The sequence below is a fragment of the Faecalibacterium sp. i21-0019-B1 genome (assembly GCF_042852915.1).
Classification (GTDB): Bacteria; Bacillota; Clostridia; order Oscillospirales; family Ruminococcaceae; genus Faecalibacterium; species Faecalibacterium taiwanense.
In genome coordinates, this window is the sequence record NZ_AP031425.1 from 2,319,723 (window position 1) to 2,332,564 (window position 12,842).

Consider the following 12,842-nt stretch of genomic DNA (forward strand, 5'->3'; position numbering starts at 1 on the left):
GATAACATTATGAAACTGAGCTGTAAACGCATTGATTTTACATATACACCCGGTGAGGAAATCTTCAACTTTCCCGAGGAATCGGGACTACCCTTTATCTTCGATGTAGAGGAAGAACTGACCGGCGATCCTGCTGTCATGGATGCGGTGGGAGAAATGCTGGATGAGGCGGAGAAATTGGCGGAGAAGGCCAAAGCCGCCATCAAAGCGGCGCTGGCAGACGAGGACAGCCGCTACCATAGCGTTGTGACATTTTTCATGGAGTTCCATCGGGACGATGTAGGCCCGGATATTGTGGCGGAACTTTTTCCGGGAACCGACCCAGCCAAACTGTCCTTTGCTGAGATGGTTGACTTTTTGAAGCTCAAGCGGTTCGGCAGTCTGGTGGATAGCGAGATGAACCAGCAAGTTTTCATTCTGGATCTGTCCTTTAACCCGGAGATTACCGACGAACTGATGGTAATCTACTTTGATTTGAACAAGGAGATTTTCTGTATCACACATGAGAGCTGAGCGTGACTGACATACACGAGGAAAGGAGCAATCCCTATGAAAGCATTTGACCCCAATTACAAGCTGCTGGACGAGATGTATCAGGACGATTACTATCCTGCTTTTCTGGTGGACAAGGTAAAGGACGAGCTTCAGAAGGTCATCGCCCTGCTGGAGAGTGGCGAAACCGACACCGAAGTGGTGCAGGAAACGCTGGACGAGGCGGTCTGCGGCATCAATGATCTCCAGGAGGAGTTTGACGAGAACGACAGCGAGATCGAAACGGTGGCGCGGGAATGTATTGCGGCAACCGTGGCCTACATTCTGGAGTGGTTTGGCATCCCCATTGACACCGAGGAGGCCATCCGGGAACGGGACTGGTGAACCCTATGGCAGAAAAAGAACTGGCCCTTTGTGATGAGTGCGGAAGCCTGTTTTTCAAAGGCTCCTCACAGATGATGGGGCTGTGCCAGAATGTGCCCATGTTCTCTATGGCTACCCGAATTGTGACCATCATTTTCAGGATGGCCGGTGTGTGAACTGCTATTGGGACGGCTCAAAGAGTGTGTACATCAAGAAACAGAATCAACAGGAGGAAACTGATATGCCTACAACTGAATGGCTGAACAAATACGAAGCAATCAAGGATAAATTGACCTGTAAAGATGACTTGGAGGCCCATTTCACAGAGAAAGTGATTGGGAACATGGCGGTGGATGTGCTGGACATCGGCACCGTCCATTTCCCCACCGGGCAGATTTTCGCCTGTGATCCGCTGGTGGAACTGGAGGACACTCTGCCGTTCCTTCAAACGATCCCCGCCGGAACTTATCCCGTAAAAATCTGCGTGGTGCCCAGCGAACAATACGGCGACCGCTATGCCTGCGTCAAGGTGGAGGTTTCTCAGGAAAAGCTTGTCCGCTATGAGCTGGGCATGGTGGGCAATGAGGATCTGGACGAGGAACTGGGAGAGGACGAGTATTTTGGCTTTGGCGTAGACGCCGGGATGGGTTGTGTCGCGGACATCCAGACCCAGGCGGCCTTCAAGGCATACTGGGCCAAGCGTTTAGAAGAAGACCCGGACATCGACCCCTACAACGACCTGTTCTGCGATCTTCTGGAAGAAAACGCCAAAGCCTACCCCAAATATCAGGGGGACTGCGGCGACTGGCTCAACTGGACAGTGCCGGGCACGGACTGCAACCTGCCCATCTTTGCCTCCGGCTGGGGGGATGGTTACTATCCTGTCTACTTCGGGTATGACGCAAAGGGCAAAGTCTGCGCCGTGTATGTGCGCTTCATCGACATTGAAGCCAGTTATCGAGAGCAGGATTAAAAATGTGACAGAACAAAGGAGAACACTATGAAAGACCTTTGCCAATACGGAAACCGGCCGGAGGACGAATGGGAAATCTTGCCCTGGATACCTGACCCGCGTCCGCCCTTCAAAATCTGGGTGAAGCCGGAGCAGATTGCGCCATTCTTTCTCATTCCCCACCACCCCTATGCGCTCTCCCTTCTGCTGAAAATCAACAATGGATTCCGGACGGAAGTATTCCGTCGGCTGGGACTGACTGGAAGCAGCGGAGACTGGGAGCGGCTGGTCCGGGGCGTGATCCAGGAGTTCGAGGAAAATAACAGCGGCGTGGATCTGTTTCACTTCGACTCTGACGAGGATGTGTTCTGCGTGTACTCCCAATACATCGACGATTTGATGCTGCTGTCCAAAATGATCCGGGCGGCCTGTGACAATGAAAAAACGATGGGGATGTATCTGAACATGAGCGAGGTTGCGAAAGCATGAAAGATTTGACCACTCAAACAGGGATTATAGTAAAATGCAGTAAAACGGCCATTGAATTTTTCCAAAATGCTCAATCAGTGGATTTCTTCTCTGCACTGGAAATTCCGAAGGAATTCCAAGACATAGCGGTTGAGTTTTATGATTTGATTATGGAAAACGATCATCTCGCGGCCTTGCTGGGCTGTCGCGGCAATTATGATATTGCAATACAGATAGATGAGGTAACCGGCACCATGACAGGGTGGCATTGGTTCAAATGAGGGAAATGGAATGATGGAGTACATCAAGCTTTTTTGGGAGGACGCACCGGAGGGAGAACCGTCGGTGATCCTCTATGAAGTGGATACAGAAAATGAGCGGCTGGCCCTCCACTCCATTGACATCTTTGCAGATGGCCGCACCCGCAATATCCCTGACCTTTACGACGGCGCCATCGAGATCACGCCGATCCCCACCGTGGAGGAATTGAACGCCCATGTCTGGGGTGAGGAGTTCCACGCCTGCGTCATAGAGCAGGCGGAATTTGAGGCCGCCTGGGAAAGCCACACCTATGATGGAGCGTTAAAGTAGCCAGGAGGAGACACTATGAACAAACCTATAAAAGCCAAAAATCTGCCGTTGTTCTCCATCATTGACCTGGACCAGCTGCGCCGGGAAAAACATCTGGAGGGCACAGAAGTGACAGACTTTTTCACGGCAAGGGATGGAAAAGTCTATCTTCTCATGGAACAGCCGTCCGAAACACAGGGTAAGGACTGGCTCAGCACTCCTTCCACCTATACCGCAGTGGAAATCCAGCTGGATTGGGCGGAACAGCGGGTGCTGGAAACGACGCTGTTTCCTCTTGGCCTCTTGAAGTTCCAGTTTCATTATTTGCGGCCCGCAGGTGATCACTTCCTCCTGCTGGGGGCAAGATGCGCCTATCGGGAAAACGGCCCCGACCAGAACGCCTGGATCGTCAGCCGGGACGGAGCTGTGCTGTCCCGTTTCTGCCTGGGGGATGGCATTCAAGACTGTGTGGTAAAAAAAGATGGCACCATCATTACCAGCTACTTTGACGAAGGTGTATTTGGTAATTACGGTTGGGATGAACCTCTGGGTGCTTGCGGCCTGATTGCATGGACATCGGAGGGAACTCCTCTCTGGAAGAATGAGAACTATTCCATCTATGACTGCTACGCCATCAGCCTGGACGAAGAAGAAAACCTGTGGTTTTATTATTACGATGAATTCCGGCTGGTGCGGACGAACTTCAAAGAGGACTTTGTATTTGAACTGCCAATCGAAGGAAGCGGAGCTTTTTCTGTTGCCCCGTCCGGCAATACCTTCCTGTTTCAAGGCGGATACCAGCAACGGGATAAATTCTACTTCCTTACCGCTCATGGTGATCACCTTGGGAAAAAACAGGAGGCTATTCCCACCTGTGACGGAAACAAGGTCGCTGTGGAGCAGTGCAGCCTGCTTCGCAGCCGGATGTTGTTCCTTGGAAAAGATGGTGTGCTCTATGGAGGTATTTGGGGGAGCGATGGCCAATGAAACAGTCTGATATTTATACCGAGGCTCTGACCTGTCTGCGCTCCATCCTTCTGGCAGACCATCCAGAGTTCCAAAACTGGATCGACTGGTTGGAGCGGGACATTCAGGACTGGAACCAGCGGCGGGAGGTTGCCCACCATCTTCGGGCATACGGAGGTATGGGCTCGTTCAACGACCTGCCCAGTATGCGTGGAAATCACGACTATATTTTCGACTTTCTCAAGTCCGTGTGCTATGCCTTCGGCCATCTTTATGGCAAACGGGAAGGCATTTCTCCGGAGGCATTGATGGAGGAGTGCCTGCACGATGTAGAGCAGGCAGCCTATCACCCCCATAAGCCACTGAACCAAGCCATTGCCCAGCACTTGATGCAGGGCGATTTACAGGAAAACCTGGATAGGCTGTAGGAGAACTTACTATGAACGAAAAACTGTCCCGTCCCCAATTCAATCAAATGGACACCACCGAGAAGCAGACACTGATGGAAAGCCTGGCTGCTCGTTATAATATGACCTTTCTTGATCTACATACTTTTGACCGCTGGGGCCAGAGCAGCACCACCGGCATATTCGAAAAAGATGGCCGGAAGTTTGTCTTTGTTCCCGGCGATACCGTCACCCTGGGCTGGGAGCAGTTTGCCGTGGGACTGAATCAGGAGAGCCGGGAGGAATTGGAGTATCTGTTCCGGGAATGGGAAATGGAACCGCAGAACCCGGAGGAGATGATCCGGGAAAGCATGGCTCCCGTTCGGCAGGCGGTCATTGGCCCCATGCTGGTGGGCCGGGAGCTGGAGGAACTGTGCTGGGAGCCGGTCAAGATGGACGATCCCAGGCTGACTGCCCACCCTGACTGGCTGAAGGAATTCCGTGATTTTGCTTGGAGTGACAGCAGCAGTCTTACCTTGCATCAGTCGGCCCGCATAGAACGGACAGAAGATGGATTTCAGACCTGGATTTATCACTGCACAGACTACGATGCGCTTCTTGCCGGGCTGGAAAAGCAGGGACTTTCGCTGCCCACAGCGGACGAGTGGGCCTACCTGTGCGGCGGCGGATGTCGGACCCTGTTCCCATGGGGAGATGGGTTAGACTACTCCATGCGTCTGCGCTGGTTTGAGGACATGGATGAGGATGAGAACCGACCCTATGATATGGAGGAACCCAACTTCTTCGGCCTGTCCATCGCCTACGATCCCTATATGCGGGAAGTGGTGCAGGCTGATAGACTTACCACCTGCGGCGGTGACGGCGGGTGCAATATCTGCGGCGGGCTGGGCCCATTTCTCGGTTTCCTACCCTGTTCGCCCCACTGTAAGCCGGAAGTGCAGGAGGACAAGGAACTAAACGGAGATTATGACTTCTACCGGCCCATTATCCGGGTGGAGAACCATGATTGACAATAGAAGCTTGATACGAAATAAAGAAAGAGAGGTGCCGACATGGGAGCATGGGGCATAAAAGCATTAGAGCGTGACGAAGGGCTGGATGTACTGGACATCCTCAAAAATGAATATGTACCGGAGCATCCGGTAATGGATCTGGGCGAGATGATCGAACTGATGAAAGAGGAAGTCATGCTGGGATCTGACTTCTCACAAATCGACTTCCTCTTTGACAATACTGCGATGGCTCTGGCGGAGCTGTATTTCCAATGGAAGGATAACAGCAAACTGGACTACGATCATGAAGAAGCTATATGGGATAAAGTCACCGGTTTCACAGCATCCAAAGAAGCCCTTGCTTTCCTGCTGCGGCAGCTCACCGACATCAAAAACGAGGTGCCGGACGAGGACGGCATCCGTGAGATTGTGGATCTTTGGAAGAACGAGGACAGCGGTGAGATCGCTCCTGCGTGGTTGGAACACTTGAATCAGCTCATTGATCGACTGGATTCAGAACAGGAGGCACGACAAATGTATATCAAAAAATACTGGGGCAACTTTATTGGCGGTTCCGATGACAGTCTGAACCTTGTGGCATTTTTGGAAGACCAGAAGAAAGAGGAGATCCCCCTCAGCGAGATATTTGCCAAGATTGGGCTGGACAAACAAAACTGGGACTTCCGCCAGACCGTGGAGTATCTGGAGTTTACACACTCCGATGGCGTGGAGATGGACTTCCACTTCGCCATTGATGTGGTCACTGATCTGGCCGCCATCCTGCTGGAGTGCAGCGTCAGCGGCAGTGTAAACCTTCAGGATCTGGACGAGTACAACACCCCTGCCCGCCGCATTCGCATCACCGCCACGCCAGAGGAACACGACGCCATGAACAAGTCCCTGGCGGATTTTGCCCAGAATCCGCTGGAATATGACCTCAGTGAGATGATGGACAACGAGGAGATCCAGGAGATGGCTCGGGATGTGGAGGCGCTGCGGAAGGAACTGTACGAGGCCGCTGGCCGCAACCGGGACTACCATGTGAAAGCGGAGGATGTGAAATCTCTGCTCCCTGACTGGAAGGGTGCCGATGGCTGCATCGCCACCAACCGCATCACAGTAGAGGGCCGCAAGGTGGGCTACTGCTACAGGGAGGAGCCGGACGGCGGCTGGGACAGCGGCTGGCGCTTTACCGCCGGTGATGAGAGCGACGAGTACATGGACGACCCTAACAACGCCGGGATCTACAAGCTGAACACGATCTGCAATGACGATCCCGACATCATCCCTTTGCTGAACACCCCCGCTCCCTGCGCCTTTGAGCGGGATGAAAATGGCGTGTTCCAGCAGATCAAAGACTGGAAACCAGATGAGGACGAGGAGGACCCTGATATGGATATTTTGAAGCAGTGCCAGAAGTGGCATGAGGAGGACAAACACCAGAAAATCGTTGACGCACTGGAGGCAATCTCTGCCGAGGAGCGTACCCCGGAAATGGATATGGAGCTGGCCCGCGCCTACAACAATCTGGCGGACTCCAGCGAGCCGGAGGGAAGGAAGCTGCTTCACCAGGCACTGGAACTGATGCAGTCCCATGAGGAGGAACTGGGAGATACTTATTCCTGGAATTTCCGTATGGGGTATGCCTATTATTATCTGGATCAGGAGGGCCGCGCTCTGCGGCATTTTGAAAAAGCTCTGGAACTGCATCCCGGTGATGATCCTAAGCTCAACACCCGACAGGACATGGAGGTACTAATTGACTCGTGCAAAAAGGGTATTTCTCTGCCGCAGTTCTGGGAGTGCTTCCGGGAACGGACAGAGAACTGGTGGGAAACCTTTGCCGAGATGGAAGCAGAGCTGCGCCAGATGATGGACGAGGACAAAGATCACACCCGCGGTGCCGAACTCGTGGCCCAAATGGAGGAAACCCTGAATCTGGTTTTTGACGAGATCTCTTTCGAGATGGGCTTCAACGGCGAAAAGCATGAGCTGATCCTCACCCCGGAGGGGGATAAGGTCAAACTGTTTGAGCTGGTCTACTTCCAGAAGCACGCCCCCAAGGAGGTGCTGGAGCACTGGAATATCCTTGTGGGCCGTCAGCCTCTCCAGAACATCGGCCTGCGTACTGAGGATGGCTGGGACATCTCCGGGGAGGATGTGCAGATCTGGCTGGAGGAGCAGGGTGAAAACAGCTTCGCCATCTCCGCCTACTGTGAAAAGCTGCTGCCTATGCTCCGGGATGAGGAAGGCCGGGCCTGGTGGATGCTCACCACCCTCACCGACCAAGTGCTGGGCGAGATCCCCCACATGAGATACATAGACAGCTTTGATGTGCTGGAGGAACCCAAGGCAGAGCCGTCCTTCCTCCTGTCCCAGCTGCCCGACAAACTGCGGGAGCAGGGCCTGGAGCTCTCCACCGACCCGGAAGCCTATCTGGAGAGCTACCTTGGTTACAAAATGGAACCCAAACAGGACCCGGACGCCGATTGGCGGCTGGATGTAATGGCCGGTTCCACCTGCTGTGTGCCGCTCATCAACGGCTATCTGAATGCCGACAATGATTTTATGGACGATCTCCATGCCGACGGCGCGGTAGCGGGCTTCTTCTGCTATCCCCTGGATACCCTGCGGGAGGAGGAAGGCAGTCAGAAGATCTTCGACTTCCGGGACAAGCTGGAAGAATTATTCACCATCGGGGACGGTTCGGAAGTGCTCACTCTCACCGGCGGGGCCACCGGCCTCTACTGCGGCTATGTGGACTTCATCGCCTGGGACATCCGAGAGGCACTGAACATGGCGAAAGAGTTCTTTGAAGGCACGGACATCCCATGGGCCATCTTCCACACCTTCCGCCGTGAAGCAGGTTCTGTGCCCCTAAAGCAACAAGATGCTGGGTCAGAAACTGAGAATCAGGATGACGAGGTGGACGAGGCGCTGACGGGCATGGACTATATTCCTTATACCCAACAGAACGCCGAAGCATTCTTCGCTCAGTTGGAGCAGTGGAACGACGAGGATGAGTACACCCGCTGTATCCAGGCACTGAATGCCATCCCAGAGGACTGGAGGAACTATCGCACCGCCTACGCCTTGGCACGGGCGCTGGAAAACTACGCCATTATCGGGGACCATGACGAGGGCACCCCTCGCTATAAGGGAGACAAGGCCCTGTGCCGCGCCATCGAGGTGCTGGAGTCCGTCCGGGAGGAAGGCCAGGACAAGGCGGAGTGGAATATGCGGATGGCCTACGGCTATCAGTATCTCTATGGTCAGGAGGAAAAGGCCATTCCCTACGCCCAGCGGTGGGCAGAACTGGACCCAGAGGACGAAAATGCCTCGGCGGTGATTCAGGAGTGTAAGGCGGAGATCCGGAAACGCCAGCGCAGCCGGAAGAAGGCCAAATTCGTGCCCGGTGATACCCCCTTCGAGGGCTTCGACCTCACCAACTTCTGGGACGACAGTATGTATGCGCTGAAAGAGTATGTCAGCGATCCGCCTTCCGATGAGCTGATCGCCAGCGTGGAGGAGGAACTGGGCTATAAGCTGCCCGCCGCCTATATCTGGCTGATGAAGCAGCACAACGGCGGCATTCCGGTGAATACCTGCTATCCCTGCGATGAGCCGACCTGTTGGGCAGAAGACCATGTGGCCATCACCGGCATTTTCGGCATCGGGCGGGAAAAGAGCTGCTCCCTCTGCGGAGAGCTGGGAAGCCAGTTTATGATCGATGAGTGGGAGTATCCTGCCATCGGAGTGGCCATCTGCGACTGTCCAAGCGCCGGACACGATATGATTTTCCTGGACTACCGTGCCTGCGGCCCCCAGGGAGAGCCTGCGGTGGTCCATGTGGATCAGGAAAATGACTATAAAATCACCCATCTGGCAGACAGCTTTGAGGAATTCATCTGTGGACTGGAACATGAATCCCTCTATGATCTGGATGAAGATGCAGAGGGTCTTGAGGATGACGCCGACGAGGAGAAAACTGACCGTAAGGGCTCCTTTGCCGGGTCTGTGCTCCTCTCCAAAGCGGAATGGGACAAGGAGCAGTTGATCCGGAATCTGCGGGAAGAATGGGGCATCGTAGATGAGGAGCCGGATGAGGGCGACGAAGATGATGAGAACAGCGATGACGCTGTGGTAATGCGGGTCGGCGGCATGATGCTGATCGTGACACTCTTCCACGGTCACATCCCGGACAATGAAGCGGAGATCAACGCCGAAAACAACTATATGTGGCCAGAGGCCGTAGAGGTGGCCAAAGCGCACAAGGCCCATATCGTGGTGGCTGTATTGGGCGAGGAGGAAAAACTGCTGGAACGGGGTAAGCTGTTCACTAAGGCGATGGCAGTGTGCTGCAAGCAGAAATATGCCACCGGTGTCTACACCAGCGGCGTGGTATTTGAGCCTCGTTTCTATGAGGGCCTTGCCGATATGCTCAAAGAGGACGAACTGCCCATCTTCAACTGGGTTTGGTTCGGCCTGTACCGGAGCGAGGGGGGCCTAAACGGCTACACCTACGGCATGGATGTGTTTGGCAAGGAGGAAATGGAGGTGTTGAACACCGACGCTGAGCCGGAGGAACTGCGGGACTTTTTGGCCAGCCTTGCCTCCTATGTGCTGGCGTGTGATGTGACACTGCAAGACGGCGAGACCATCGGTTTTTCTGCGGACGATAAGCACACCATCACCCGCAGCCCCGGCGTCTCCCTGCCGGAGGAACAGATGACCCTGAAGATCGGTTACGAGCCTATAAAGGGAGATCCGGAGGATGACAGCTGCGACCACTCAGACAATGATGACACGCAGGATGAGGAAGAATTCAGTAATCCCGAAGTCTACACCGAGGAGGAGATGGAAGCCGTCGAGGGGCACATTGAGCAGTATTTCGGCAAGTTCGAGAATGTGTTCCATGAGCTGGTTTCTCCCGACATCCATGTGGACATCTGCGTGGTGCCGCCCTCTGAGGAGCGGGACTACTGCACCCTGGTCACCATGGGCATGGGCGCTCACCGGATGAATGTGCCGGAGGAACTGGCGGAATATAAGCTGGAGCGGGCGGAGCTGGCCATTGCCCTGCCTGCGGACTGGAAGCTGGATCAGGAGTCCATGAAAGACGAAAAGTGGTACTGGCCCATCCGCCTGCTGAAATCCTTGGCCCGCCTTCCCATTGCCAGCGATACATGGCTGGGCTTTGGACATACCATGGATAACAAGGAGAACTTTGCGGAAAATACGAAGCTGTGTGCCGCCATTCTCACCGGCCCCCAAAGTACAGAGGAGGGCGGCGAGGTCTGCACCCTGCCGGGCGGCGAGGAGGTCAACTTCTATCAGGTCATTCCGCTTTATGAGGACGAGTTGGACTATAAACTGGAACATGATGTAGACGCTCTGCTGAACAAGATGAGGGGGATCAGTTTTGTTGTAAACCCCACTCGCCAGAATGCGATCACCCGTGGCACCCTTTCCAATGATAATTTTGACGGTGAGATGGACGACGCTTCCTATCATATCGAGAGCATTGAGGAGAAGGAACTGCCTATTGACCCCATCAATGCTTATAACCACATGGCCATCTACCTGCGCTGGTGTATGGAGCACGACCTGATGGGCGAGGACTTCTTGAAAGAATACAGCGAAGTGACCAAACAGGTCAAAGCTGATCCTGCCAATGTGGATCTGAGGGAGTTTATCCGGGATGAGCTGGACGGCTGTCTGTTCTCTGTGCTGTTCAATCAGCAAGGCCGTGCCTTTGCAGGCTATTACTACGGAGAGGGCGACAGCCCCTACTATCCTGCCGACATTGATGACTATGCCCTGAAATATTTTGGTCCGTCCCGATACCACTCCAATGAATTTCAACAGGAGGCATACTTATTCATCCCATTTGATGAGAAATACTATCAGACCATGGCTCAAGTGATTGAGGAACGCTTTGAAAACTGGCAGGGACAGGACTTCGACGAGGATACGCTGGAGCCTTCCGAGGTTGCTCAGGCCATCATGGAGTATCTGGACTGCGAGTGTACCTATTTCCCATCCATGGCAGATGATGACCCCATCATGTCGGCATACAGCTACGCCCAGCGGCTGGGGGTACGGGAGGGCTTTGTTCCCGTGCTCATCAAGGCGGATGATGAAACGCTGTTGGAGTGTCTGGTGATGAACGCCGACCCGGAGCATGATGCGGACTGCTATGAATTTGACCTCAAAACGGTAGAGGAGTACCGGAAGAAGATGCTCTCCGCTCCTGTTAAGGACGGAAAGGCGATTTTGGAGGAATTGACCGGCCAGCGCAAGGAAGAAGCCGAGGACGATGATCTGGACTGGGAGGAGGAAGTCCTGGGCGAGATGGAGGGCGGAGAACCCAACGACCGCTTCGCAAACTATTGGAACGATGATACCGGAATGACATATCCGCTCATTCTGGCTAAAATTCCGGTAAAGAACCCCTGGGAGATCTTCGCCTATCTGCCCTTTGGAAATTGGAATGAGTGTCCCGACACACCGGACCTGATGGCAGTGGCGAAATACTGGTTCGAGCAACATGGTGCCATCCCTGCCGCCATGAGCCACGATGAATTGGAGTTTGAACTTCCAACTCCGATCTCCAAGGAAAGAGCTATGGAGGTGGCTGTGGAGCAATATGGTTTCTGCCCAGATCTGGATCAGAATGAGGATGGAAGCATTGGCTCCTTGGCAGATGTCCTGTGGCAGTCCACTGTCTGGTATTTCTGGTGGGATTGATGGGAGGTGCGACCAATGACAGAATATCAGAAAACCTATATCGAACTAAAAAAACAGTTTGTTGCGACCAATGAAGGTCCAGACAATGTCCGCGCTCTATATACCTTCAAGGAAGAACTTGAGCAGAGTGAGGATCAGCAGGCCAAGGAAGTGCTGGTGGATATGTATGATCTACTGGACTTCAAGAAGGATGCCTATGAACTGCTCTGCCAAATCGGAAATCGTTCCGATAAAAAGACCCTCAAGCGGCTGGGCACGCTGAAGGACTATGCGGAAAACTGGGGCAATCATTATGCTCTCCCCAAGCCCAAAACGCCGGAGGAAAAGCAGAAAGAAAAGGAACGGCAGGCCCAGCTGGGCCTGCCTGCCTTCCGGTATCACCCAAACCCTCTGGAAACTGGGGCTTTTGAGGAATCCGCAGACGGCGTTGTCTGCGACTGCTGCGGCAAGACGACCCATATTTTCTATACAGGCCCCTTTTACGCTGTGGAGGATATTGAGTATCTGTGCCCGGAGTGTATCTCCAGTGGCGAAGCAGCCCGGAAATATGACGGCTGCTTCCAGGACGATTGCTCTCTGGATAATGGTGTAGACGATCCAGAGAAGCTGGACGAGCTCATCCACCGAACTCCCGGCTACTCCGGTTGGCAGCAGGAATACTGGCGCGCCCACTGTGGCGACTACTGCGCCTACCTGGGCCATGTGGGTGCCAGAGAACTGCGGGCGCTGGGTGTGCTCGAGGAAGTGTTGGACGATTCCATGTGGGATGACGAACAGAAGAAAATGATTCAGGAATCCGTCAATGGCGGGCATCTGCAATGCTATCTGTTCCAGTGCCTCCACTGCGGAAAACACCTGGTCTGGATGGATTTTGATTGAGGT

General features: G+C 53.9%; 10 protein-coding genes and 1 pseudogene. All 11 read left to right on the forward strand.

From position 1 onward, the window contains the following. Nucleotides 1-9 precede the first annotated feature (9 nt). On the forward strand, nt 10-513 hold the full coding sequence (locus ACGHP1_RS11545; RefSeq protein WP_097838499.1) for a DUF2004 domain-containing protein: 504 nt from the start codon (nt 10-12) through the stop codon (nt 511-513). A gap of 36 nt (nt 514-549) precedes the next feature. After that, nucleotides 550-876: a DUF5713 family protein gene (locus ACGHP1_RS11550; RefSeq protein ID WP_002588986.1), complete on the forward strand. Its 327-nt coding sequence runs from the start codon at nt 550-552 to the stop codon at nt 874-876. 5 nt (nt 877-881) lie between these two features. Beyond that, nucleotides 882-1,828 (forward strand): annotated as a pseudogene (locus tag ACGHP1_RS11555) (DUF4241 domain-containing protein). Nucleotides 1,829-1,855: 27 nt separating this feature from the next. Then, complete coding sequence (locus ACGHP1_RS11560) at nt 1,856-2,296, forward strand: Imm51 family immunity protein (RefSeq protein ID WP_006773011.1); 441 nt, start codon at nt 1,856-1,858, stop codon at nt 2,294-2,296. Then, entirely contained in the window at nt 2,293-2,556 is a 264-nt protein-coding gene (locus ACGHP1_RS11565) for a hypothetical protein (protein ID WP_006773010.1), read from the forward strand. The genes ACGHP1_RS11560 and ACGHP1_RS11565 overlap by 4 nt, the downstream gene beginning before the upstream one ends. Before the next feature lie 10 nt (nt 2,557-2,566). After that, nucleotides 2,567-2,866, forward strand: coding sequence for a DUF6881 domain-containing protein (locus ACGHP1_RS11570; RefSeq protein WP_006773009.1), 300 nt, complete (start codon nt 2,567-2,569; stop codon nt 2,864-2,866). A 15-nt stretch (nt 2,867-2,881) separates the two neighbouring features. Continuing rightward, the gene (locus tag ACGHP1_RS11575) at nt 2,882-3,832 is read left to right on the forward strand and encodes a hypothetical protein (protein WP_006773008.1); all 951 of its coding nucleotides are present in this window, start codon (nt 2,882-2,884) and stop codon (nt 3,830-3,832) included. Further along, nucleotides 3,829-4,239 carry a DUF6966 domain-containing protein gene (locus ACGHP1_RS11580; RefSeq protein ID WP_097775145.1) on the forward strand — a complete coding sequence of 137 codons (411 nt, stop codon included), beginning with the start codon at nt 3,829-3,831 and terminating at the stop codon, nt 4,237-4,239. The genes ACGHP1_RS11575 and ACGHP1_RS11580 overlap by 4 nt, the downstream gene beginning before the upstream one ends. 11 nt (nt 4,240-4,250) lie before the next feature. After that, nucleotides 4,251-5,228 carry a hypothetical protein gene (locus ACGHP1_RS11585; protein WP_118553533.1) on the forward strand — a complete coding sequence of 326 codons (978 nt, stop codon included), beginning with the start codon at nt 4,251-4,253 and terminating at the stop codon, nt 5,226-5,228. 42 nt (nt 5,229-5,270) lie between these two features. After that, a complete protein-coding gene (locus ACGHP1_RS11590) occupies nt 5,271-11,960 on the forward strand; it encodes a DUF2185 domain-containing protein (protein ID WP_390509485.1) in 6,690 nt (2,229 codons plus the stop codon). Between the two features lie 15 nt (nt 11,961-11,975). Continuing rightward, nucleotides 11,976-12,839: a CbrC family protein gene (locus tag ACGHP1_RS11595; RefSeq protein WP_390509486.1), complete on the forward strand. Its 864-nt coding sequence runs from the start codon at nt 11,976-11,978 to the stop codon at nt 12,837-12,839. Nucleotides 12,840-12,842: the final 3 nt, after the last annotated feature.

Bases quoted from the DNA above. Each gene is read 5' to 3' on its own strand.
- ACGHP1_RS11545 (WP_097838499.1), top strand. From the start codon at position 10: ATGAAACTGAGCTGTAAACGCATTGATTTTACATATACACCCGGTGAG.
- ACGHP1_RS11550 (WP_002588986.1), top strand. From the start codon at position 550: ATGAAAGCATTTGACCCCAATTACAAGCTGCTGGACGAGATGTATCAG.
- ACGHP1_RS11560 (WP_006773011.1), top strand. From the start codon at position 1,856: ATGAAAGACCTTTGCCAATACGGAAACCGGCCGGAGGACGAATGGGAA.
- ACGHP1_RS11565 (WP_006773010.1), top strand. From the start codon at position 2,293: ATGAAAGATTTGACCACTCAAACAGGGATTATAGTAAAATGCAGTAAA.
- ACGHP1_RS11570 (WP_006773009.1), top strand. From the start codon at position 2,567: ATGATGGAGTACATCAAGCTTTTTTGGGAGGACGCACCGGAGGGAGAA.
- ACGHP1_RS11575 (WP_006773008.1), top strand. From the start codon at position 2,882: ATGAACAAACCTATAAAAGCCAAAAATCTGCCGTTGTTCTCCATCATT.
- ACGHP1_RS11580 (WP_097775145.1), top strand. From the start codon at position 3,829: ATGAAACAGTCTGATATTTATACCGAGGCTCTGACCTGTCTGCGCTCC.
- ACGHP1_RS11585 (WP_118553533.1), top strand. From the start codon at position 4,251: ATGAACGAAAAACTGTCCCGTCCCCAATTCAATCAAATGGACACCACC.
- ACGHP1_RS11590 (WP_390509485.1), top strand. From the start codon at position 5,271: ATGGGAGCATGGGGCATAAAAGCATTAGAGCGTGACGAAGGGCTGGAT.
- ACGHP1_RS11595 (WP_390509486.1), top strand. From the start codon at position 11,976: ATGACAGAATATCAGAAAACCTATATCGAACTAAAAAAACAGTTTGTT.